20 protein-coding genes and 1 riboswitch are annotated in these 21,172 nt (G+C 68.5%); of the genes, 18 read left to right on the plus strand and 2 right to left on the minus strand.

The window, feature by feature from the left end:
- The first annotated feature begins 26 nt into the window (after nucleotides 1-26).
- From H1D44_RS14080 to H1D44_RS14155, 16 genes are all read left to right on the plus strand, one after another.
- The gene (locus H1D44_RS14080; protein ID WP_338073500.1) at nucleotides 27-2,348 is read left to right on the plus strand and encodes a heavy metal translocating P-type ATPase; all 2,322 of its coding nucleotides are present in this window, start codon (nucleotides 27-29) and stop codon (nucleotides 2,346-2,348) included.
- Nucleotides 2,349-2,405: 57 nt separating this feature from the next.
- Complete coding sequence (gene cobT / locus H1D44_RS14085) at nucleotides 2,406-3,461, plus strand: nicotinate-nucleotide--dimethylbenzimidazole phosphoribosyltransferase (RefSeq protein WP_181515486.1); 1,056 nt, start codon at nucleotides 2,406-2,408, stop codon at nucleotides 3,459-3,461.
- Between the two features lie 10 nt (nucleotides 3,462-3,471).
- Nucleotides 3,472-4,452: an adenosylcobinamide-phosphate synthase CbiB gene (gene cbiB / locus H1D44_RS14090; protein WP_181515487.1), complete on the plus strand. Its 981-nt coding sequence runs from the start codon at nucleotides 3,472-3,474 to the stop codon at nucleotides 4,450-4,452.
- A 16-nt stretch (nucleotides 4,453-4,468) separates the two neighbouring features.
- Nucleotides 4,469-5,554: a threonine-phosphate decarboxylase CobD gene (gene cobD, locus H1D44_RS14095; protein ID WP_181515488.1), complete on the plus strand. Its 1,086-nt coding sequence runs from the start codon at nucleotides 4,469-4,471 to the stop codon at nucleotides 5,552-5,554.
- Nucleotides 5,551-6,099, plus strand: coding sequence for a bifunctional adenosylcobinamide kinase/adenosylcobinamide-phosphate guanylyltransferase (locus H1D44_RS14100; RefSeq protein WP_181515489.1), 549 nt, complete (start codon nucleotides 5,551-5,553; stop codon nucleotides 6,097-6,099). The genes cobD and H1D44_RS14100 overlap by 4 nt, the downstream gene beginning before the upstream one ends.
- On the plus strand, nucleotides 6,096-6,854 hold the full coding sequence (cobS, locus tag H1D44_RS14105) for an adenosylcobinamide-GDP ribazoletransferase (protein WP_181515490.1): 759 nt from the start codon (nucleotides 6,096-6,098) through the stop codon (nucleotides 6,852-6,854). The genes H1D44_RS14100 and cobS overlap by 4 nt, the downstream gene beginning before the upstream one ends.
- Nucleotides 6,806-7,447: a histidine phosphatase family protein gene (locus H1D44_RS14110; RefSeq protein ID WP_181515491.1), complete on the plus strand. Its 642-nt coding sequence runs from the start codon at nucleotides 6,806-6,808 to the stop codon at nucleotides 7,445-7,447. Before cobS ends, H1D44_RS14110 begins: the two co-directional genes overlap by 49 nt.
- Complete coding sequence (locus tag H1D44_RS14115; protein ID WP_181515492.1) at nucleotides 7,399-7,827, plus strand: bifunctional adenosylcobinamide kinase/adenosylcobinamide-phosphate guanylyltransferase; 429 nt, start codon at nucleotides 7,399-7,401, stop codon at nucleotides 7,825-7,827. Before H1D44_RS14110 ends, H1D44_RS14115 begins: the two co-directional genes overlap by 49 nt.
- A 52-nt stretch (nucleotides 7,828-7,879) precedes the next feature.
- Nucleotides 7,880-8,104: riboswitch (cobalamin riboswitch) on the plus strand.
- A 116-nt stretch (nucleotides 8,105-8,220) separates the two neighbouring features.
- A complete protein-coding gene (locus H1D44_RS14120) occupies nucleotides 8,221-10,044 on the plus strand; it encodes a TonB-dependent receptor domain-containing protein (RefSeq protein ID WP_181515493.1) in 1,824 nt (607 codons plus the stop codon).
- 40 nt (nucleotides 10,045-10,084) lie between these two features.
- Entirely contained in the window at nucleotides 10,085-10,954 is an 870-nt protein-coding gene (locus H1D44_RS14125; RefSeq protein WP_238984540.1) for a cobalamin-binding protein, read from the plus strand.
- On the plus strand, nucleotides 10,935-11,942 hold the full coding sequence (locus tag H1D44_RS14130) for a FecCD family ABC transporter permease (protein WP_238984534.1): 1,008 nt from the start codon (nucleotides 10,935-10,937) through the stop codon (nucleotides 11,940-11,942). The genes H1D44_RS14125 and H1D44_RS14130 overlap by 20 nt, the downstream gene beginning before the upstream one ends.
- Nucleotides 11,942-12,709 carry an ABC transporter ATP-binding protein gene (locus H1D44_RS14135; RefSeq protein ID WP_181515495.1) on the plus strand — a complete coding sequence of 256 codons (768 nt, stop codon included), beginning with the start codon at nucleotides 11,942-11,944 and terminating at the stop codon, nucleotides 12,707-12,709. The genes H1D44_RS14130 and H1D44_RS14135 overlap by 1 nt, the downstream gene beginning before the upstream one ends.
- 1 nt (nucleotide 12,710) lies before the next feature.
- Entirely contained in the window at nucleotides 12,711-14,045 is a 1,335-nt protein-coding gene (locus H1D44_RS14140; protein WP_181515496.1) for a cobyrinic acid a,c-diamide synthase CobB, read from the plus strand.
- Nucleotides 14,046-14,055: 10 nt separating this feature from the next.
- Nucleotides 14,056-14,667 (plus strand): cob(I)yrinic acid a,c-diamide adenosyltransferase, encoded by a 612-nt coding sequence (gene cobO, locus H1D44_RS14145; RefSeq protein ID WP_181515497.1) that lies wholly within the window; start codon nucleotides 14,056-14,058, stop codon nucleotides 14,665-14,667.
- A 4-nt stretch (nucleotides 14,668-14,671) separates the two neighbouring features.
- Nucleotides 14,672-16,123 (plus strand): cobyric acid synthase, encoded by a 1,452-nt coding sequence (locus H1D44_RS14150; protein ID WP_181515498.1) that lies wholly within the window; start codon nucleotides 14,672-14,674, stop codon nucleotides 16,121-16,123.
- A gap of 374 nt (nucleotides 16,124-16,497) precedes the next feature.
- Nucleotides 16,498-17,919, plus strand: coding sequence for a xanthine/uracil/vitamin C permease (locus H1D44_RS14155; protein ID WP_181515499.1), 1,422 nt, complete (start codon nucleotides 16,498-16,500; stop codon nucleotides 17,917-17,919).
- 73 nt (nucleotides 17,920-17,992) lie between these two features.
- Here the strand turns inward: H1D44_RS14155 and nadE are convergent, their stop codons facing one another.
- Nucleotides 17,993-19,333: an ammonia-dependent NAD(+) synthetase gene (gene nadE / locus H1D44_RS21195; RefSeq protein ID WP_181515500.1), complete on the minus strand. Its 1,341-nt coding sequence runs from the start codon at nucleotides 19,331-19,333 to the stop codon at nucleotides 17,993-17,995.
- Nucleotides 19,334-19,439: 106 nt separating this feature from the next.
- Here nadE and H1D44_RS14165 point away from each other — a divergent pair, with 106 nt between their 5' ends.
- Nucleotides 19,440-19,622, plus strand: coding sequence for a glutaminase (locus H1D44_RS14165; RefSeq protein ID WP_181515501.1), 183 nt, complete (start codon nucleotides 19,440-19,442; stop codon nucleotides 19,620-19,622).
- Nucleotides 19,623-19,633: 11 nt separating this feature from the next.
- On the opposite strand, the gene H1D44_RS14170 is transcribed toward H1D44_RS14165, so the two are convergent.
- Nucleotides 19,634-20,410 carry a glycerophosphodiester phosphodiesterase family protein gene (locus H1D44_RS14170; RefSeq protein WP_181515502.1) on the minus strand — a complete coding sequence of 259 codons (777 nt, stop codon included), beginning with the start codon at nucleotides 20,408-20,410 and terminating at the stop codon, nucleotides 19,634-19,636.
- Between the two features lie 127 nt (nucleotides 20,411-20,537).
- Between H1D44_RS14170 and H1D44_RS14175 the strand changes: the two genes are divergently transcribed.
- Entirely contained in the window at nucleotides 20,538-21,098 is a 561-nt protein-coding gene (locus H1D44_RS14175) for a hypothetical protein (RefSeq protein ID WP_181515503.1), read from the plus strand.
- Nucleotides 21,099-21,172: the final 74 nt, after the last annotated feature.

Consider the following 21,172-nt stretch of genomic DNA (forward strand, 5'->3'; position numbering starts at 1 on the left):
TGGCGGCTTTGGCAGGCGTGCCAATCGTGAACGGTGCCATCTCGCGGGCATTCGTCTCGGGTTTCCCTTACGCTTTTCGTATGGATGCCATCTCCGACAGTCAATTCGAGCGCCAGGGCGAGGCGCTCTACTCGGTCCAGGGCCTGTGGTGCACCAGCTGCGCCCTGGCCGTCGAGGCGCAGCTGGCGCGCATGCCCGGCGTCAGCGCCGCCAGCGTGCACTACCCCAGTGCCACCCTGCTGGTGCAGGGGCAGCCCCAGGCGCTCGAAGAAGCGCGGCTGGCGGCTGCCTTGAGCCGGCTCGGCTACCGCCTCGGTCCCCCGGAAGCGATCGGCGATGCCGAAGCGCGACTCGATGCCGAGAGCCGCTATCTCACCCTGCGGCTGCTCATGGCCGTGGCCTTCGGCATGTGGACCATGCTCGCTTCGCTGCTGATCTATGCCGGTGCCATGCCCAGGGCGGAACTCGACCTGATCATGGCCTGGGTCTCGGGCGCGTTCGCCCTGCCGGTCGTCACCTACGTGGCGCTGCCGTTCTACCGCGCCGGCTGGCGCACGGCCCGGGCGTGGCGACCCGGCATGGATGCGCTGGTGGCGCTGGGCGCGCTGACAGCGGTGGGCGTATCGCTGTGGCTGCTGGCGCGCGGCTCGCCCGAGGTCTATTTCGATACCGCCGTGATGCTGGTCACGCTGCTGCTGGTCGGCCGGCTGGTGGAAACCCTGTGCCGCCATCGCGGGCTGCGTGCGCTCCAGGCGTTGCATCGGCCGCCGACGCAGGTGCAGCGCTGGGAGGCGGATGCCTGGCAGCCCTGTGCGCTGGATAGCGTGGCGGTGGGCGACCGGCTGCGCGTCGAATCCGGCGAAGCGCTGCCGCTGGACGGCACCCTCAGCGATGCCGAGGCGCTGCTCGACCTCTCGCCGTTGACCGGTGAAAGCGCGCCGCGGCGCTGCCTGCCGGGCGATGCCGTAGCGGCCGGCTGCCGTAATCTCGGTGCGGCGCTGGTCTTCGAGGTCACTGCGCCCGCTGGCGAGTGTCGTCTGGACCGGCTGCGCGAGCAGATGTGGTGGCAACAGGCGCGCAAGGGCGAGCTGCAGCGGCTGGCGGATCGCTTCGCCGGCTGGCTCAGCCCCCTGGCGGTGGTGCTGGCGCTGTTCACCCTGGTGGCCACCTGGCTGGCCGGCGTGCCGATCGAGGAGGCCTGGGTGAGGGCGCTATCGGTGCTGGTGGTAGCCTGCCCCTGCGCCGTGGGTCTGGCGATTCCCCTGGCCGGCCTGGCGGGCAGCGGTCAGGCACTGGAGCGCGGCGTGGTGATCCGCGACCCGGGTGCCTTCGAGACGCTGGCGCGGATTCGCAGCGCCGCCTTCGACAAGACCGGCACGCTCACCGCCGGGGAGCCGCAGGTGCAGGCCATGCACTCGGCAGCCGGTTTGTCTGAACCGGAGCTGCTGGCGCTGGCTTCCGTGGCGGCACGCGGCAGCGAGCATCCGTTGGCGCGGGCCGTGCGCCGCTATGTTCAAGATGTGCGAGATGCCCGAGGGGCCCAGGATGCCGGGGCGGGCGGGGAGCTCGACATCGTGCAGGCCGAAGAGGTCGGCGGCCGGGGCCGGCAGGTTGCGCTTGGCGACGGGCGAGAGCTGCGGCTGGGCAGCCGTACCTGGCTCGCCGAGCAGGGCGTTGCCACCGAGCAGGCCGGCGACTCGGGAGAGAGCGAAGTACTGCTGGCCTGCGACGGAAACCTGCTGGCCCGCTTCACCCTGGGCGAGACGGCCCTGCCCGGTACTAGCGAGACGCTGGCAGAGCTGCGCCGAGAGGGGCTCGCCCTGGCCCTGATCAGCGGTGACCGGGCGTCGGCGGTGAGGCGGCTGGCGGATGCCGTGGGTATCAAGGCGGAAGAGTGCTATGCCGGGCGCAGCCCCGAGGCCAAGGCCAAGCTGCTGGCGGCCATGCCCCAGCCGTCGCTCTACGTGGGCGACGGGCTCAACGACGTGGTGGGGCTGGCCACCGCCAGCGTCGGCGTGGCGCCGCTGGGTGCCAATACCACGGTGCAGGAGGGGGCCAGCGTGGCGCTGCTGAAGCCCGGGGTGGCCGGGGTCGAGGTGGCCTGGCGCCTGGCACGCCGCACGCGCCGGGTGATGCGCCAGAACTTGGTGCTCTCCGGGGTCTACAACCTGCTGGCGCTGGGGCTGGCGGTGGCCATGCCGATTCCGCCTCTGGTGGCGGTACTGGCCATGGTGGCCAGCTCGCTCAGCGTGGTGGCGAATTCGGCACGCCTGGCCCTGGCCGGCGAGCGGGAGCCCGAGCAGCCACCGCAGAGCCGACAGGTGGGAGCGCTGGGCACGGCGCCGTGACAGGCCGAGCCAGCCTGTTAAGATGGCGGCTGCCCCACGCCCTATCAGGAAACGCTCATGCTTGCCGATACCCTGGCCGCCATCGTGCCGGTCGATGACTCACTTGCCACCGCCGTGCAGGCACGCCTCGACAACCTCACCAAACCCCCTGGCAGCCTGGGGCGCCTCGAGGCCCTGACCAAGTCGCTGGCCGGCATGAGCGGCAATGCTTCACCCAGGGTGAGCCCCCCCGGGGTGATCGTGTTCGCCGCCGATCATGGTGTGGCCGACGAGGGCGTGTCGGCCTTTCCCCAGGAGGTCACGACGCAGATGGTGGCCAACTTTTCCGCCGGCGGCGCTGCCATCAATGTCTTTGCCCGCCAGATCGGCGCGCGGCTCGAAGTCGTCGACGTGGGCGTGAAAGGAGTCGTCGAAGGCGACGGCGTGGTCATCGACAAGGTGCGCCCCGGCACCGCCAACTTCGCCCGCGAGGACGCCATGAGCCAGGCCGAGGCGGCGCGGGCCATCGAAGTCGGCATGCGCGCCGCCGGGCGCAGCCACGACGCCGGCTGCCGCTGCCTGATCGTCGGCGAGATGGGCATCGCCAACACCACCGCCAGTAGCGCCCTGCTGGCTGCCCTGAGCGGACGACCGGTGACCCGCCTGGTGGGGCAAGGTACCGGGATCGATATCTCGCGCCTGGCCCACAAGGCCGGGGTGATCGAAGGGGCGCTGGCGGCGCGCCAGCCGGACCCGGCCCGGCCGCTCGAGGTGCTGGCCAAGCTCGGCGGCTTGGAGATTGCCGCCATGGCCGGCGCCTACCTGGGCGCGGCGGCCCGACGTATGCCAATCCTGGTCGACGGCTTCATTGCCACGGTGGCGGCGCTCGTGGCCTGCCGGCTCCAGCCCGCCCTGCGCGGCTACCTGATCTTTGGCCACCGCTCCTGCGAGCCGGGGCACGACGTGGCGCTGGAACTGCTCGACGCCGAGCCGCTGCTCGACATGCAGCTGCGCCTGGGCGAGGGCACCGGAGCGGCGCTCGCCTTCCCGCTGCTGGAAGCCGCCTGCCGCATGCTGAGTGAGATGGCCACCTTCGATTCGGCCGGGGTGGCTGGCGCTGCCCTCGAGTCATGAGCGCCGAAGCATGAGCACCGAGCCGCTGAGCCTGGCCCTGCTGGCGCTGCTGCTAGGGGCCATTGTGCTGGACCTGCTGATCGGCGACCCGCGCTGGCTTCCGCACCCGGTGGTTGCCATGGGGCGCTTGATCGAAGCGCTGGAGCGCCGCTGGAACCGGGGCTCGCCCCGGGCTCGCCGGCTCAAGGGCTTTCTGCTCACCGGCTGCGTGGTGGGGCTGACCTATGCCTTGGCCTGGGGCGTGCTGACGCTGCTCGCCGGGCTGCATCCCTGGCTGGGACTCATCGGCGAACTGCTGCTGCTGGCCAGCGCGCTGGCGATCAAGGGGCTGCGCGATGCTGCCTTCGCGGTGGCGGGTCCGTTGGCCCAGGGTGACCTCGATGCTGCGCGCCGTGCGGTGTCGATGATCGTGGGGCGCGATACTGAGGCCCTCGACGAGGCCGGGACCACCCGCGCCACGGTGGAAACCGTGGCCGAGAACACGGTCGACGGCATCACCGCGCCGCTGTTCTGGGCGCTTCTCGGCGGGGCGCCGCAGGTGCTGGCTTACAAGGCGGTCAACACGCTGGACTCCATGGTCGGCCACCGCAGCGAGCGCTACGCCGACTTCGGCTACGCCTCGGCCAAGTTAGACGACCTGGCCAACTGGGTGCCGGCCCGGCTCACCGCCCTGAGCATGTGGCTGGCCGCCCTGGCGCTGCCGGGGGCGCGTAGACAGGGAGCGCTGGCCGGCACCTGGCGTGACGCGCCGGGCCACCCCAGCCCCAATGCCGGCTGGCCCGAGGGTATGATGGCGCGCCTGCTCGGCGTGCAGCTCGGCGGCGTCAATCATTACGCTGGGCAGGTGTCCGAGCGGGCACTGATGGGTGAGCCCTGTGAGCCGCTGCGAGTCGACCATGTCCGGCGTGCCGTGGCTTACATGCACGGCGCCTGGGTGGTCTTCTTCCTGATGATGGCGGGAATGGCCGGGACGTGGAGCGCATGGATATGAGCGAGGGGAGGGACGCATGAGCGACTGGCCGAGCCATGGCGGGCGTCCGGAGCAGCTGTTGCCGCGCTTCGGCCTCGCTGGCGACAATGAGATCATCGACTTCAGCGCCAATCTCAACCCGCTGGGGCCGCCGGTGTGGCTGGCGCAGCAGCTCGCCGCCAGCGTGGCGGAACTCGCCCTCTATCCCGACCCCGACTATCGCGAGGCGCGAGAGGCCATCGCCCGCGCCGAAGGTCTGCCCGCCGAACAGGTGCGGCTGACCAACGGCGGCGCCGAGGCGATCTTCCTCGCTGCGGCGCTGCTGGCCAGTCAGGGGGTGAGCCGGGCCACGATCGTGCAGCCTACCTTCGGCGAGTATGCGCGCGCCTGCCGCCACTACGGCATCGCCGTGGAGCACGTAGAGCTGGCTCCGGGGAGCTTTGCGCTGGACGAGGCGAGTGCCGCTGAGGCCATGCGCGATGCCGCCGCGCTGTTTCTGTGCCGCCCCAACAACCCCACCGGCACGCTGCTCGGGCGAGAGATCATCGAGCACCTGCTGGCGGCAGGCCAGCACCATGGTGCCACGCTGGTGGTGGACGAAGCCTTCGTCGATTTCGTCACGCCGGACGAGCGGCTCACGCCGCTGCTGGCCCGCTTCGACAACCTGCTGCTGCTGCGCTCGATGACCAAGCTGTACGCCATTCCCGGCCTGCGGCTGGGCTACCTGCTGGGCTCGGCCACAGCGGTAGAGCGTATCGGCGAGCTGCAGCCGCCGTGGAGCGTCAACGCCCTGGCGGCGGGTCTGGTCGCGCCGCTGTTGGCGGATCGTGACTATCTTGCTCGGACCCGCGCCTGGCTCGACGCCGAGCGGCCCTGGCTGCAGGGCGAGCTCGAGGCGCTGGGGCTCGATGTCGTGCCTTCCCACGCCAACTTCCTGCTGTTCAGGGATGCGCACGGCGAGTCGATGCCGGCGCTGCTGGCACACCTGGCGCGCTGCGGCATCCTGGCGCGCCATACCCACAATTTCATCGGTCTCGAGGGCGCCTGGCTGCGGGTGGCGGTGCGCTCGCGGCTGGAGAACCGGGCGCTGGTCGAGGCCATCGCCCGCTGGAGAAATCCATGATCGCTTTCATCAGCGGCGGGGCGCGCTCCGGCAAGAGCACTCATGCCGAAGCTCTGGCACGACGCTGGCAGGCCGAGCGGGGCGGAGCGCGCTACTACCTGGCGACCGCCAGGAGCGGCGGCGACGGCGAGTGGCAGGCCCGCATCGGCCGCCATCGGCAAGCCCGGGGCGAGGGTTGGATCACCCTGGAGGAGCCGGTGGGTCTCATCGCCGCTCTCGAGCGGGTGGAGCCGGGCAGCACGCTGCTGCTTGACTGCCTGACCCTATGGGCCAGCCAACTGCTCTATTCCAGCGAGCTTGCCGAGGCGCAGGGCATTGCCATGCTCGAGCGCCTGCTGTCCGAGGCCCGGCGACGCGACGTGGCGCTGGTGATCGTCTCCAACGACGTCAACGAGGGCATGCCCCCTGAGGACGCCGAAGTATGGCGCTACCTGGCCTTTCTGCAGCGAGTCCACTGCCTGGTGGCACAGGAGGCGGACGAGGTGATCCAGGTGATGGCCGGGCTGCCGCTGGTGTGGAAACGCCGTGATGGAGAGCCATCATGAAAGACGCCGCCTACGGCCTGGTGCTGGCGCTGCAGTTCCTGACCCGGCTGCCGCTGCCCTTCGCCTGCCCCTGGACGCCGGCCACCCGGCGCTGGGCGGTGCGCTGCTATCCGCTGGTGGGCATGCTGCTCGGCGGCCTCCTGGCAGTGGCCGCCGCGCTGCTCGAGAACTTGCTGCCCGACGCCCTGCTGGCACTGGCGCTGCTCACGCTGTGGGTGGCGCTCTCCGGTGGGCTGCACCTGGACGGCCTGATGGACGTGGCCGACGCCCTGGGCAGCAACGCGCCGCTGGAGCGCAAATGGGAGATCATGAAGGACCCTCATGTCGGCAGCTTCGGTATCCTGGCGCTGGTGTTCCTGCTGCTGTGGAAGGCCGCGCTGCTGTTCGTGCTGCTCGACGCCGGGGCCAGCCTGCTGCTGTTGGTGATGATTCTGGGGCTGGGGCGCTTTTCTGCCGTGGCGCTGCTGGTGCTGGCTCCGGCGGCGCGGCCCGAGGGCATGGCCGCCAGTTGGCAGCGTGACCTGGCGCCGCGGGATCTCTGGTTCGCGGTGTTGCCGTTGCTGCCGCTGGCCGTGCTGGTGCCGGGTGGGATGTGGCTGTGCCTTGCACTGGCGCCGTTCCTGATGCTCTATGCCTGGGGCATGCTGCGTGCCTTCAAGGGCATCAACGGCGATATCGTCGGAACCGCAATCGAGGGAGGAGAGCTATGGCTGCTGCTGGTCGCCTGGAGCTGGTGGTCGTTCGTCACGGGGTGACGCAGTGGAATCGCGAGCGTCGCTACCAGGGGCAGCGCGACATCCCGCTGCTGCTGCCCGACGCCCTGCCGGGCCTCGACCGGCTGCGGGGGGAGCTGGAGAAGCAGATCTTCGACGCCGTGCACTGCAGCGACCTGACCCGCTGCCGGCAGACCCTGGCGCACGTGATCGAAGGGCGCGAGAGGGCCTGGCCGACGCACTTCGATGCGCGCCTGCGCGAGCTCGACTTTGGCGACTATGAGGGGCGCACCTACGATGAGTTGAAATCGCAGCCCTTCTATCGCACCTGGATCGACAGCGAAGGCAGGCAGCCGCCGCCCGGCGGCGAGTCCACCGCCGACCTGCGCCGACGGCTTGACGCCTGGTTCACCGACCTCGTGGATGGTTGCTCGCCACACGGCCACCATCGCACGCTCGTGGTCTGCCATGGCGGCGTGACCCGCGAGCTGCGCCGCCGCTTCGAGGGCATTGGCTTCTGGGAGGGCGGCGTCGTTCAGGCAGAAGGGCGCCGATTTACTTTCATTCATGACGGGGAGGGCTGGCAATGCAGCTCTTCATCGGCGGTACCTGTGCCGGCAAGCGCGACGCCGTAACGCAGCGCTTTGACGCTCCGCATTGGCACTCCGCCCATGCCGGGTGCCGGCTCGAAGCCTGGCGTTCGCGGGGCGCGGCGCGCTGCCTGGTGCTGGAGGGCTGGGAGTGCTGGATCGCCGAGCAGCTCGCCGATGAACCGAACGACGACCGGCTGCGCCGGGCCATGATGCGGGAGCTCGACGCGCTGCATGCCTGGGAGGCCGAATGGGGTGGCGAGGCGGTGCTGATCCTGCTCGAAATGGGCCGCGGCATCGTGCCGATCGGCCGGGAGAACAGGCGCCTGCGCGACCTCAACGGCTGGCTGGCCCAGGACGCCGCGGCCCGCTGCGAGCGGGTCTGGTACGTCTGGAATGGGCTGGTGAAAGAGCTAAGTCGTTGATCCATATCACCCTGAACGCAACGATGCGTTGACGCACGCCGCGCCTGTTGCTAGCTTACGCCCACTCTCAGGTGCCTCAATCGTGCTATCGAGGTTAAACGGGAAGTCGGTGACCCTCTTCTGAGTCGAAGAGTGCGCACTCCGACGCTGCCCCCGCAACGGTGATCGAGTGTGGGTCCATCAATACGCCACTGTGCTTCGGCATGGGAAGGCGATGGCCCAGAAGCGTTTCGCTTCGCTCGTCAGCCCGGAGACCGGCCTGAGGTAATTTGCCGGGTTGCGGTGGGCAATCTCGAGGCAGGGCCGTTTTTCTCCCTTTCTCGATCCCCTTCATGCCGCCCCGGCTTCGCCTAGAAGACCGTGCGGGTAGGCACGGCGAGCAAGGGAATCAAAATGAAAACCAAGCAATACATGGCCGCGCAGGGCCTGGCCGCCTTCGGCCTGGCCGCACTTCCTCTGGCCGTTCAAGCCCAGACCACCACCGCCGAAGACACCGACACCGCTGCGCTCAACCCCATGGTGGTTACTGCCACCCTGGCGCCGCGTACCGCCGATGAGACGCTCTCTTCGGTGACTCTTCTCGACGAGGCCACCCTGCGCCGCCAGGACCCCACCAGCGTGACCGACCTCTTCCGCGGCCAGCCGGGGGTGGACGTGACCACCAGCGGCAGCTTCGGCAAGAACAGCAGCGTTTACCTGCGGGGTACCGGCAACGAGTCGACGGTGCTGATGATCGACGGCATTCGCCTGCGCTCTGCCACGGCTGGCGGTGCGGCCTGGCACTATCTCGACCCGCGTATGTTCCAGCGCGCCGAGATCGTCCGCGGCCCCAGAGGCAGCCTCTACGGCGCCGATGCAGTGGGGGGCGTAGTGCAGCTCTTCACCCACGGGGCCCAGGAGGGCGGCCCCCACCCGAGCGTGTCGGTGGGCGGCGGCTCCTTCAATACCCAGCGCTACAGCGCCACCCTCTCCGGCAGCAGCGGCGGCACCCACTACAGCTTCGCCGGCAGCCGCTTCGACACCGACGGCACCCCGGTGCGCCGCGATGGCGAGGACAAAGGCTATGACAATACCACCGGTCTGGCGCGGCTCTCCCATACCTTCGACGGCGGGGGTGAGCTGGGTGTGCTGGCGCTGCGGGCTCGTGGTAGCAACGAGTTCGATGGCGGGGAGAGCGACTTCGTCCAGCAGGTGGCCGGTGTCTATGCCGAGCTGCCGATGACTGATCGCTGGACCAGTCGCCTGACCCTCAGCGAGGCGCGTGACGAACTCGACACCTTCAATACGGCATTCCCCTCTCTCATCGAGACGCGCACCCAGACGGCCCGCTGGCAGAATACCCTGGCGTTCGGATTGCACGAGCTGGTCGCCGGCGCCGAGTACAGCGAAGACCGGGTCTCGGGGACCACGGATTTCGATGAGAGCCGCCGTGACAATACGGCCGTTTTCGCCCAGGGGCTGCTCGATTTTGCTCCCTTTGCGCTGCAGGCAGGCCTGCGCTATGACGACAACGAGGCCTATGGCGAGGAGGTCACCGGCAGCCTGGCGCTGGGCTATGACCTGGATGGCTCCCATACGCTGCGGGCCAGCTACGGTACCGCCTTCAGGGCGCCCACCTTCAATGATCTCTATTGGCCGAATTCGGGCAATCCCGACCTTGAGGCGGAGACGTCCGAGACGGTCGAAGTCGGTCTGCGTGGCAGCTATCAGTCCTGGTACTGGGACCTGGCGGCCTACCAGACCGATCTCGATGACATGATTGCCTGGGCGCCGGCCGAAGGTGGCTTCTTGGCGCCGCAGAACGTTGCCGAGGCCCGCATCCGCGGTATCGAACTCTCGGCAGGGGCGGAGATCGATGACTGGACGCTCGCGGCAGCGCTGACCTGGCTCGACCCGGAAAATCGCAGCGGCGCCAATGCGGGCAATCGCATCCAGCGCCGTGCCGGTCAGAGTGCGCGCTTCGACGTCGACCGCGAACTGGGCGACTGGTCGCTGGGCGGCTCCTGGATCCTGCAGGGCTACCGCTACGACGATGCGGCCAACGAGGATCGCATCAGCGGCTTCGGCCTGGTCAACCTGCGCGCCGGCTGGGCGTTCGCGCCCATGTGGTCGGCCCGCCTGACGGTCGAGAATGCCCTGGACAAGGAGTACGAGACCGCTCGTGACTACATCAACGCCGGCCGCGCGGCCTTCGTCAGTGTTCACTTCGGCCAGTAGCAGGCGCTTCGGCGGGGCCTCGGGCCCCGCTGTCGCTGCCCTGCTGGCGCTGGCCCTGTCGGGGCCGGTAGCCGGCGAGACGCGTGCCGCTTCACCGTGTGCCATCGACGACCGCGACCGCGAGGTGTGCCTCGAGCAGCCCGCCGAGCGTATCGCCGCGCTCTCGCCCGGCGCCACCGAGCTGGTCTACGCCGCCGGGGCGGGGGAGAAGGTGGTGGCGGTGGTGGCCTACAGCGACTACCCGCCCGAGGCGCAGGAGGTCCAGTCGGTGGGCAGCCATACCCGCATGGATCTTGAGGCCCTGGTGACGCTGTCCCCCGACCTGGTGATCGGCTGGATGACCGGCAACCCGCCCGAGCAGCTCGAGACCATCGAGGCGCTGGGCATGCCGGTGTTCTACATCGAGCCGCGGGACTTCGAGGGCGTCTCCAGCGCCATCGAGCGTCTGGCGCGGCTGGCCGCTACCCGCGAGGAGGGGGAGCGTGTCGCCGCCGAGTTCCGCGACGGCATGGCGGCGCTGGCTGAGCGCTACGCCGACGCCGAGCCGGTCTCGGTCTTCTACCAGGTGTGGGACGAGCCGCTGATGACCATCAACGACGAGCACCTGATCGGCCAGGTGGTATCGATGTGCGGCGGGGTCAACGTCTTTGGCGAGCTGCCGCGACTGGTGCCGCGCATCGACGACGAGTCGGTGCTGGCCGCCGACCCGGAGGCGATCCTGGCCGGTGGCATGGGCGAGGAGAACCGCGGCTGGCTGACCCATTGGCAGCAGTACCCCAGCATGACCGCCGTCGAACGCGACAACCTCTACTTCGTGCCGCCCTCGCTGATTCAGCGCCCCACGCCGCGGCTGCTGGAAGGCAGCCGCCTGTTCTGCGAGCAGCTCGACCATGCCCGCGGCAAGCGCTGAGGCCGGCATGGTCATGCCCCGGCGCTCGCTGTGGCCGCCGCTGGCCACGTTGGCGCTGCTGGGGCTGGCGGCGCTACTGCTGTCGGTCACGGTGGGCAGCGCCGCCGTGTCGCTAGGCGACGTATGGGCGGTCGCTCGCGGCGAGGGCAGCCCCCTGGCGCGCACCCTGATCCTCGACCTGCGGGTACCGCGCTCGCTCTCGGCCTTCGCCGTGGGCGGCCTGCTCGCCGTGGCCGGGGCATTGATGCAGGTGCTGCTGCGCAACCCCCTGGCCGACCCCTATGTGCTGGGCCTCTCCGGCGGCGCTTCGGTCGGGGCGCTGGCGGCGATGCTGGCGGGGCTGGGCGGGGCGGTGATCACCGGTTCCGCCTTCGCCGGGGCCTTTCTCTCCACGCTGCTGGTGTTCGGCCTGGCCCACGGTACCGGCAGCTGGACCCCTTCGCGGTTGCTGCTCACCGGCGTGGTAGTGGCCGCTGGCTGGGGCGCGGTGATCACCCTGATGCTGGCGATAAGCCCCGCCGAGCGACTGCCCGGCATGCTCTACTGGCTGATGGGCGATCTCTCCTACTCGCGCTCCCCCTGGCCGCCGCTGGCGCTGCTGCTGCTCATCTGCCTGCTGCTGCTGCCGCTGGGGCGCAGCCTCAACGTCATGGCCCGAGGCCCACTTCAGGCGGCGGCCCTGGGCGTCAACGTGCGCCCACTGGAGTGGACCATCTATCTCGTCGCCAGCGTGCTCACCGCCACCGCGGTGACCACCGCCGGCAGCATCGGCTTCGTCGGCCTGGTGGTGCCGCACATGCTGCGCCTGGTACTGGGCAACGACCAGCGCCTGATCCTGCCGGCCTGTGCCCTGGCCGGCGGCGCCCTGCTGGTGCTGGCCGACACCTTGGCGCGCACCATGATCGCCCCGGAGCAGCTGCCGGTGGGGGTGATTACCGCGCTGCTCGGCGTGCCCACCTTCCTCTATCTGCTGTACCGGAGCCGCTGATGAACCGCCTCGAGACCCGCGAGCTGGTGATCGACGTGCCGGGGCGGCGCGATGGACGAGCACTCGCGCTAAGCGTCGAGCCGGGGCAGGTGTGGGGCGTCCTGGGTCCCAACGGTGCCGGCAAGACCACCCTGCTGCACACCCTGGCCGGGCTGCGTGCCGCTCGCCGTGGCCAGGTGCTGATCGACGGCAGCCCGCTGGCGGCGCTGGGCCGGCGGCAGGTGGCGCGTACCCTGGGACTGGTGTTCCAGGAGCGTCATGATGGCTTTCCCGCCACGGTGCGCGAGACCGCGCTGATTGGTCGTCATCCTTGGCTCTCGGCGTGGCAGATGGAGAGCGGCGAGGACCTGCGCCTGGCCGAGGCGGCCCTCGAGCGCCTCGACGTCGCGCACCTGGCCGAGCGTCTGGTCAGTACGCTCTCGGGCGGCGAACGCCAGCGCCTGGCCATCGCCACGGTGCTGACCCAGGCGCCGCATATCTGGCTCGCCGACGAGCCCACCAACCATCTCGATCTGCATCACCAGAGCGCGGTGATGGCCCTGCTCGCCGAGCAGGCCGCCGAGGGCCGGGCGGTGATGATGTGCCTGCACGATCTCAACCTGGCGGCGCGCTGGTGCGATCACCTGCTGCTGCTCTATCCCGACGGCGAGGCGTGTTGGGGGCCGGCAAGGCAGATGCTGGTGCCCGCCGCCCTGGAGCGGCTCTATGGCCAGCGTCTGGCCACCGCCGAGATCGACGGCGCCCCCGTTTTCGTACCCGTGAGGTGATATGACGACTACAACGATCCGCGGCGAGGCCCATGCCGCCCTGATCAGCGCCCCTGGCTCCGGCCAGGGCAAATCCATGGTCACCGCGGCGCTGGCGCGGCTGCACCGCAATGCCGGCCGCAAGGTGAGGGTGTTCAAGCATGGCCCCGACTACCTCGACCCCATGGTGCAGGAGGTGGCCTCGGGCCAGCCGGTCTACCAGCTGCACCCCTGGATGACCGGCGAGGAGGAGTGTCGCTGGCGCCTGGCCGAAGCCGCCGCCGAGGCCGACCTGATCCTGGTAGAGGGCTCCATGGGGCTGTTCGACGGCGACCCTTCCAGCGCCGACCTGGCCATCCTGGCCGGGCTGCCGGCGCTGCCGGTGATCGACGCCTGGGGCATGGCCCAGACCTTCGGCGCTGTGGCCCAGGGGCTGGCCAACTACCATCCCGAGCTTGCCATCCGCGAGGTGATCGCCAACCGTGTCGGCAGCCCCGGCCACGGCAAGCTGCTGGCCGAGAGCATGCCGGCGGGGCTGTCGCTGCTCGGCGCCATCCCCCGCCACGAGGCGATGAAGATCCCCGACCGCCACCTGGGGCTGGTACAGGCCGGCGAGCTGGCGGGGCTCGATGCCCAGCTCGACGCCGCCGCCGAGGTGCTCAAGGAGGCGGGCCTCGACCGCCTGCCGGCCAGGGTGACGCTCGAGGCCGAGGCCCCCGAGCCGCCGCCACGGCTGCTCGAGGGTGTGCGTATCGCCGTGGCCCGCGATGACGCCTTCGCCTTTCTCTATCGCGCCAATCTCGACCTGCTTCGCCAGATGGGCGCCGAGCTGCGTTTCTTCTCGCCGCTGGGCGACAGTGAGCTGCCCGGCTGCGATGCGCTGTGGCTGCCCGGCGGTTACCCGGAGCTGCATGGCGAAAGGTTCGCCGCCAACGCCCCGATGCTCGCCGCAATACGCGACCATCACGGTGCCGGCCGGCCGATCCTGGCCGAGTGCGGCGGGCTGATGGCGTGCATGGACACCCTGGTCGACGGTGAAGAGCGCGAGCACGCCATGCTGGGGCTGATGCCCGGTACTGCCCGCATGGCCGGCAAGCTGAGCGCCCTGGGGCTGCAGAGCCTGACGACGGACGCCGGCGAGCTGCGCGGCCACACCTACCACCACTCGCTGCTGGAGACGCCGCTGGCCCCGGCCGCCCATGCCCGCCGCCTGGCCGGCAGCCCCGCTGAGCCGGTCTTCGTGGAGGGCAAGCTGGTGGCTAGCTATTTCCACGGCTACTTCCCCTCGGCGCCGGCCCTTGCCGCTGCCATTTTCCGCGGCGAACCGCTGCTTTTCACCCAGATGAAAGAAGCCTGAGGAGACCACCATGCGCGACAACGCCAAGGACCCCCAGCGCCATGCCCAGCGCATGGCGGCCAAGCAGAAGATCATGCAGGCGCGCATCGCCGACGCGCAGAAGGAGCAGGGCCTGCTGCTGGTGCTGACCGGCCCCGGCAAGGGCAAGAGCAGCTCCGGCTTCGGCATGCTGGCCAGGGCGCTCGGCCACGGCATGAAGGTGGGCGTGGTGCAGTTCATCAAGGGCACGCGGGAGACCGGCGAGGAGGCCTTCTTTCGGCAGGTGCCGGGCGTCGAATATCACGTGATGGGCGAGGGTTTCACCTGGGATACCCAGGACCGCGAGCGCGATACCCGCGCCGCCGAGGCCGCCTGGGTGGTGGCGCGTGGGATGCTCGACGATGCGAGCTTCGATCTGGTGCTGCTCGACGAGCTCAATATCGCCCTGCGCTACGACTACCTCGACCTCGACCGGGTGCTCGACGACCTGCAGGCGCGGCCGGACATGCAGCACGTCGTGGTCACCGGGCGCTACGCCCCCGAGCAGTTGATCGAGCTGGCCGACACCGTCACCGAAATGAAGGTGGTCAAGCACGCCTTCAAGGAGCAGGGCGTCAAGGCGCAACGAGGAATAGAGCTTTAACCCCATGGCGACACTGATGATCCAGGGCACCACCTCGGACGCCGGCAAGAGCACGGTGGTGGCCGGGCTGTGTCGGGTGCTGGCGCGGCGCGGGGTGTCGGTGGCGCCGTTCAAGCCGCAGAACATGGCGCTCAACAGTGCGGTGACGGTGGACGGCGGCGAGATCGGCCGCTCCACCGCGCTGCAGGCGCTGGCGGCAGGCGTCGAGCCCCACAGCGACATGAACCCGGTGCTGCTCAAGCCCGAGAGCGACCGCGGCGCCCAGGTGATCCTGCGCGGCCGGGTCCACGGCCACATGGACGCGCTCGACTATCACGCCTACAAGCGCACCGCGCGGGAGAGCGTGCTGGCGGCGTGGCAGGCGCTGTCGGCGCGCTATGACGTGATCGTCGCCGAGGGGGCCGGCAGCCCGGCGGAGATCAACCTGCGCGAGGGCGACATCGCCAACATGGGCTTCGCCGAGATGGTCGACTGCCCGGTGGTGCTGGTGGGCGATATCGACCGCGGCGGGGTCTTTGCCCAGCTGGTCGGCACCCTGGCACTGCTCAGCGAGAGCGAGCGCTCACGTACCCGGGGCTTCATCGTCAACCGCTTTCGCGGCGACATCGCCCTGCTCGAGCCGGGGCTCGACTGGCTCACCGAGCGCACTAACAAACCGGTGTTCGGCACCCTGCCCTACCTGCAAGGGCTGTTGCTCGACGCTGAGGACAGCATCGGTCGCAGCGGCCGGGTGGAGCCGGGCGCCACGCTCAAGGTCGTGGTACCGGCGCTGCCGCGCATCAGCAATCACAACGACTTCGACCCGCTGCGCCTGCATCCACAGGTCGAACTCACCTTCGTCGGGCCGGGCCGGGAGATCCCAGCGGCGGATCTGATCATCCTGCCCGGCAGCAAGAGTACCCGTAGTGATCTCGACTGGCTGCGCGCCCAGGGCTGGGAGGAAGCGATCCGGCGGCACCTGCGCTATGGCGGCCGGCTGCTCGGCATTTGCGGCGGTTTTCAGATGCTGGGCCGGGTGGTGCACGACTCAGAAGGCCTGGAAGGGCCGGCAGGATCGACTCCCGGTCTGGGGCTGCTCGAGTTTGAGACGCGCATGGTGGCGGGCAAGCAGCTGCGGAATGTGAGTGGGCGCTTGCTAGTCGAAGAGGTGCCGATCGCCGGGTACGAGATCCATAACGGGGTGAGCGAGGGGTCTGCCCTGGCGAGACCGCTCATCGAGCTGGAGGGCCGGCCCGACGGTGCCGTCAGCGCAGACGGCCAGGTCATGGGCACCTACCTGCATGGCCTGTTCGACCGACCCGAGGCGTGCGCTGCGCTGCTCGCTCGCTGCGGGCTCGACGCACCGGCGGCGGCAGTGGACTACCGGGAGCATCGCCAGCGGGAGCTCGACCGGCTGGCCGACTGCCTGGAAGCGAACCTCGACATGCGCGCTATCGAGCGGATGCTCAACCGCTGATCCGGCATTGTTCTTTAGTTCAATGCACCGCAGGAGCCGCATTGTTTCTCCTCTGTTAAACAACCTGTCATCCGCAGCAGCAAGGCTTGTTGGGTCCTATTGACGTTGACGTAAACTTCCTCGAAATGATTGAAATCTTGTCGACAACTTCGGCCAATGGAGATGCTGGGAAAGCAAGGCAGGTCGATTTTAAGCTCGTAACCGCTTTTCCGTTTGTAATGTTGTCGACAAGTTCCGTGTTTCCTCACCTTGTCGACTCGTTCCATGGTCGAATGTCTTGCCGTTGCGGAGACGCGTAAAACCGCCCTAGGCCAAGAACAACAACAACCGACGAAGAGGACCGCTCAACAACCAGAAATCGACGAGGAAATACCGTGCTGCTCAAACGCGAATATGGCCAGGAGCACCCATACTGGCCGCTGGGACCCTTCAAGGTCCGCCTGCCTTTCATCCATTTCCAATGGGCCATCCCGGAAACCATCCAGGCCATGGTGATGTTCGTCATCTCCCTGGGCATGATCCCACTGCTCGAACAGTACCTGGGCGTGCCCTATGAGGTCGGCCTGGCCTTCGTCGTGGTGTGCGGCATCGGCTTCATCCTGCCGCCGCTGCTGGGGGTGCCATTCATTGCCGGATGGATCACGCCGGCCATTCCCGTGGTCCTGCTGTTCATCGGCCAGTATGAGCCGGGACCCGAGGCGATTCGCGCCATGGTGGCACTGCAGCTGATGGTCACGGCCATTTTCCTGTTCATGGCGGTGACGCGGCTGGGCAGCAAGCTGGTCAACAACGTACCGGCCTCGATCAAGGCGGGCATTCTGCTTGGCGCGGGTATTGCCGCCATCAGCGGCGAAATCGTGGAGGGCGGGCGACTCTACAACACGCCGATTTCGCTGGGTATCGGCGGCCTGATCACCCTCTACGTGCTGTTTTCGCTCTCCTTCCGCGACCTGGCCGAGAAGTATCGCTGGGCGCGCAATATCGTCGCCTTCGGCATGGTGCCAGGGATGCTGATCACCATGGCCATCGGCTGGGGCGTGGGGGAGTACTCGATGCCCACCGTGGAGTGGGGCTTCGCTGCGCCCGACTTCGCCGGTATCTGGGCCTATCTGCCGTTCTCCATCGGCGCGCCGCCCATCGAGCTGATGGTGGCGGCAATTCCCACCGCGATCATTGCCTACATCATCGCCTTCGGCGACATCGTGGTGGGGCAGACCCTGCTCAAGCGCGTCGACCATCTGCGTCCCGACGAGAAGATCGAGGTCAACGTCGACCGGGTGCACCTGATCACCGGCCTGCGCAACCTGATGCACTCGCTGCTGGCCCCTTATCCGGGCCTGGCCGGGCCGCTCTTCACCGGCGGCATGGCCACGGTGACCGAGCGCTACCGCTACGGACGCAAGGCGATGGACACCATCTACTCCGGCACCGGGGTATTCTGGATCGTCGGCTTCTTCGCCCTGTTCCTGCTGCCGCTGGTGACCTTCTTCCGCCCGGTGCTGCCCATCGCACTCTCCATCACGCTGCTGATCACCGGCTACCTGTGCATCGCGGTGGCGGTAGAGCAGATCAAGAACGCCACCGCCATGGGCGTGGCGGGCATCATGGGCGTGGTGTTGGCCACCCACGGCGCGGCCTGGGGCCTGGGCATCGGGCTGATCCTCTATTTCCTGATCGAGCACCGTGCTCGCGGCGCTCGCGAAGCCGAGGAGCAGGAGCCCATCGCGGTGGAGGATGACATGGTGGTGGAGAGAGACGAGGAAGACGCTGTGCACTCCCAGCCGGCGACGCGATAACCCGACCTTCCTCACTTGGCCATGCTTGGCGGGCCGGCACTCTGGGTGTCGGCCCGCTTGCGTTGCTGGCCCTTCAGTCCGGAGCGCGGGGCAACTGGCGCTTATGCGCGGTGGCCCGGTAGGTTCTCACGATGGTCTCGAAGGCCTGGTTAGAGACCTCACGGTCCTCCAGGAAGGCATCGATCTCGGCGTAGGAGACGCCCATGGCCTCCTCGTCGAGCTTCTGGGGCGCCAGCGACTCGAGATCGGCGGTGGGGGCCTTGTGCACCAGCGACTCCGGCGCGTCCAGCTGCGCCCCCAGTCGGCGCACCTGCTGCTTGGTCAGCCCGGTCAGGGGCGCGACATCACAGGCACCATCGCCGTGCTTGGTGAAGAAGCCCATCAAGGCCTCGGCGGCCTGATCGGTGCCGATGACCAGGCCGCTCCGGGCACCGGCGACGGCGTACTGGGCCGTCATGCGCTGGCGTGCCTTGATATTGCCCAGCACGAAGTCGCGCTGATGGGCATCCTTGAATCTCATCCCGCCGCTCTCCAGTGCCATGAGCACCGAATCGCTGGCGTCCTGAATGTTCACATCGAGCACTTCGTCCGGTTCGATGAAGGCCAGCGCCCGGTCGGCGTCGTCGGCATCCTGCTGCTCACCGTAGGGCAGGCGCATCGCAATGAAAGTCGCCGGCTCGCCCTGTTCGCGGCGCTTCTCCACGGCCAGCTGCGCCAGCCGCCCAGCCACGGTGGAGTCGACCCCGCCGCTGATGCCCAGCACCAGTGCCTGTTGGCCGCTCTCGGCCATGGCACGGCAGAGGAAGTCTCGCCGTCGTTCGACTTCGTGGCCGGGGTCGATGGTGCCCCTGGCGTAGAGTTGGCTGCCGATGGCGCGCTGCTCGGCGTGGCGACTGCTCTGATTGTCGTTTCCGCTCGAGGCGGCATCGAGGCACAGCCCGTGGTAATGGGGCAGACGCTCCAGGGCGTAATGAGCCGCGGCCAGGCGGACTTCGTTGCGCGTGCCGTCGAAGCGGCGAGTCTCGCAATAATCATAGTGGTCGCCAGCGTGGCGAAATGCCCAGGCGAAGCAGACGGTGCCGATGGGTGTATCGTCGTCGCCGGGATTGGGCCCGGCAATGCCGGTATTGGCCAGGGCCACGTCGGCATCGTTGTTCGCAAGCGCCCCGGCGGCCATTTCGCTGGCCACCGCTTCGCTGGTCAGGCCGTAGCGCTCGATGGTGTCGAAGCTGACGCCGAGGTAGCGGTTCTTCGATTGGGGGGAATAGACCCCCAGGCCACAGTCGATACTCTGCCCGCTGCCAGCCACCCGCGCCAGCTCCGAGACGATCAGCCCGGCGGTGCAGGATTCGGCGGTAGCGAGCTTCAGTTCATTGTCGATCAGATAATCGGTGATCCGGTCGAGCAGTTCCATTGCCTCTCCTCCGTGGAGCCGACTAGCTTGAGTGGCCAGCGGCAGTGTTCCTGACGTACACCCTAGGTCACTTTTCCAGGGGTTGCGTGGTCATGAGGAGGCATACATGGAGTGTATCGATGAAGGTATGGCTGCCAGTGGGGTTTCCGGCGCCATCATGGCCGTGGCACCGGGGCGGCTGGGGTTCGGTGTCATCGGCCCGGCGCTCAATGAGCACGGCAACAGCGTTGCCGGCCTGCGCATGCTAAGGACGCTGTCACAGCGCTGGCAGCTGGGCATCTTTGCCTGAGCCCGGGAGCCTCAGGCCCGGGCTTCGCCAGGGGGCGGGGCGATGCTGTCGAACAGCGTGGGATCGTCGCTGATGGCGCTATCGACCCCCCAGGCCCAGCGGTTGGCAAAAGCGGCAGGATCGTTGGGGGTGTAGCAGAGCAGGCGATAGCCGGCCGCCTTGATCTCGTTGGCACGGTGGGCGGTTAGCCTCGTCCAGTCGGTATGTATGCTGAAGGCGTCGAGCGACTCACAGCGGAAGCGCCACTTGTGCGGCACGCTTTCGGTCAATACGCCAATGGGCAGCAGCGAAGCGTCGGCCAGCGAACGCGCATGCTGCAGGGCGAGTCGGTCGAAGGACGAAAGGATCAGACGCTCCGCAGGCAGCGCCTCCAGCAGCCGCGGCACCACGGCCTCGGCCAGCTCTGTGCCGCTGCGCTTGCCGGTCACCTTGAGCTCCATGTTGACGCCCATGTTGCGCTCCAGCAGCAGCTCGAGCATTTCGTTGAGCGTGGCCATGCGCTCCCCGCGGAAGGCGTCGCCGAACCAGCTGCCGACGTCCAACCTGCGTGCCGCGGCGAGGTCGAGCGCGGCCAGCCTGCCATTCCCGTCGGAGCAGCGACTGAGCGTGGCGTCATGCCAGATGACCGGGGTACCGTCGCCCAGCAGCTGCACGTCGAGCTCCACCCAACGGCAGCCTGCCTCGTGGGCGGCGCGCACGGCCGCCAGGGTATTTTCCGGGGCGTGAGCGGCGAGCCCGCGGTGGGCAATGAGACGCGGCAGTGCGATGTCGGGATGGGATGAGGACATGTCGGGCTCCGCAGGGCGATCGCGACAGGCTAAGCGATGCGAGATGACAGTTTGACGAACCACGGCGCGTGGAATCTCCTGCGACTATGCTAGGCTTGCCTCCTTTGAGTATGCAACGAGGCAAGGCATGAAGGTGATGACCCCCGAGCGTGACGAGCAGCGCGATGCCTGGCTCGCCCGCCTGTGCGCCGATGTTTATGGAAAGGAGGCGGGGCTGTCGCCGTTGGTGACCTTTACCGGTACGCGCCAGCTGCTGTTCGCCCAGGAAGCCGCGCGGCTCTGGGCACTGGTGGACGACCAGGGGAGGCCTGGCGCCCTGGCCCTGCTCGCCCTCGATGCCTCGGGCAAGGGCATGTCACTGTGGCTCTACGCCTCTCCAGGAGGCGATCGGGAAAGCCTTCGCCGCTTGATTCGAGAGCTGTCCAAGAAGGCGCCGCTGCGGGTCGATGCTGGGGATCAGGACGAAGAGGCCTTCTTTCGGCGCTGCGGCATCGAGCGTTGGTTCGTCGCGCCTGGCGGCAAGCGTATCGGGCTCTCGCCGCATCATCCGGCGCGCGGCGTCGATGACCTGCAGCCGGCACTCGGGTTCGATGACGAAGCGATACTGCGCCGCTTCAAGCATGACCCACGCTTCTTCGAGCAGGAGAAGGCCCTGTTCGTCGAGCGGCTGGCTGCCTTTCCCGGTTGAGCCAGGCACCGCGAGGGTGCTCTGCCACGATGGGGCAGGGCGGTTAAAAGCGAGATTCACTCACTGGAACGAAG

The sequence above is a fragment of the Billgrantia kenyensis genome (assembly GCF_013697085.1).
GTDB lineage: Bacteria > Pseudomonadota > Gammaproteobacteria > Pseudomonadales > Halomonadaceae > Halomonas > Halomonas kenyensis.

Excerpts from the sequence above, each read along its gene's own strand:
- H1D44_RS14100 (WP_181515489.1), top strand. The coding sequence starts at position 5,551 with ATGATCGCTTTCATCAGCGGCGGGGCGCGCTCCGGCAAGAGCACTCAT.
- H1D44_RS14110 (WP_181515491.1), top strand. The coding sequence starts at position 6,806 with ATGGCTGCTGCTGGTCGCCTGGAGCTGGTGGTCGTTCGTCACGGGGTG.
- H1D44_RS14115 (WP_181515492.1), top strand. The coding sequence starts at position 7,399 with ATGCAGCTCTTCATCGGCGGTACCTGTGCCGGCAAGCGCGACGCCGTA.
- nadE (WP_181515500.1), bottom strand. The coding sequence starts at position 19,333 with ATGGAACTGCTCGACCGGATCACCGATTATCTGATCGACAATGAACTG.
- H1D44_RS14165 (WP_181515501.1), top strand. The coding sequence starts at position 19,440 with ATGGAGTGTATCGATGAAGGTATGGCTGCCAGTGGGGTTTCCGGCGCC.
- H1D44_RS14150 (WP_181515498.1), top strand. The coding sequence starts at position 14,672 with ATGGCGACACTGATGATCCAGGGCACCACCTCGGACGCCGGCAAGAGC.
- H1D44_RS14170 (WP_181515502.1), bottom strand. The coding sequence starts at position 20,410 with ATGTCCTCATCCCATCCCGACATCGCACTGCCGCGTCTCATTGCCCAC.
- H1D44_RS14120 (WP_181515493.1), top strand. The coding sequence starts at position 8,221 with ATGAAAACCAAGCAATACATGGCCGCGCAGGGCCTGGCCGCCTTCGGC.
- cbiB (WP_181515487.1), top strand. The coding sequence starts at position 3,472 with ATGAGCACCGAGCCGCTGAGCCTGGCCCTGCTGGCGCTGCTGCTAGGG.
- H1D44_RS14130 (WP_238984534.1), top strand. The coding sequence starts at position 10,935 with ATGCCCGCGGCAAGCGCTGAGGCCGGCATGGTCATGCCCCGGCGCTCG.
- H1D44_RS14135 (WP_181515495.1), top strand. The coding sequence starts at position 11,942 with ATGAACCGCCTCGAGACCCGCGAGCTGGTGATCGACGTGCCGGGGCGG.
- cobO (WP_181515497.1), top strand. The coding sequence starts at position 14,056 with ATGCGCGACAACGCCAAGGACCCCCAGCGCCATGCCCAGCGCATGGCG.
- cobS (WP_181515490.1), top strand. The coding sequence starts at position 6,096 with ATGAAAGACGCCGCCTACGGCCTGGTGCTGGCGCTGCAGTTCCTGACC.
- cobD (WP_181515488.1), top strand. The coding sequence starts at position 4,469 with ATGAGCGACTGGCCGAGCCATGGCGGGCGTCCGGAGCAGCTGTTGCCG.
- cobT (WP_181515486.1), top strand. The coding sequence starts at position 2,406 with ATGCTTGCCGATACCCTGGCCGCCATCGTGCCGGTCGATGACTCACTT.
- H1D44_RS14140 (WP_181515496.1), top strand. The coding sequence starts at position 12,711 with ATGACGACTACAACGATCCGCGGCGAGGCCCATGCCGCCCTGATCAGC.
- H1D44_RS14175 (WP_181515503.1), top strand. The coding sequence starts at position 20,538 with ATGAAGGTGATGACCCCCGAGCGTGACGAGCAGCGCGATGCCTGGCTC.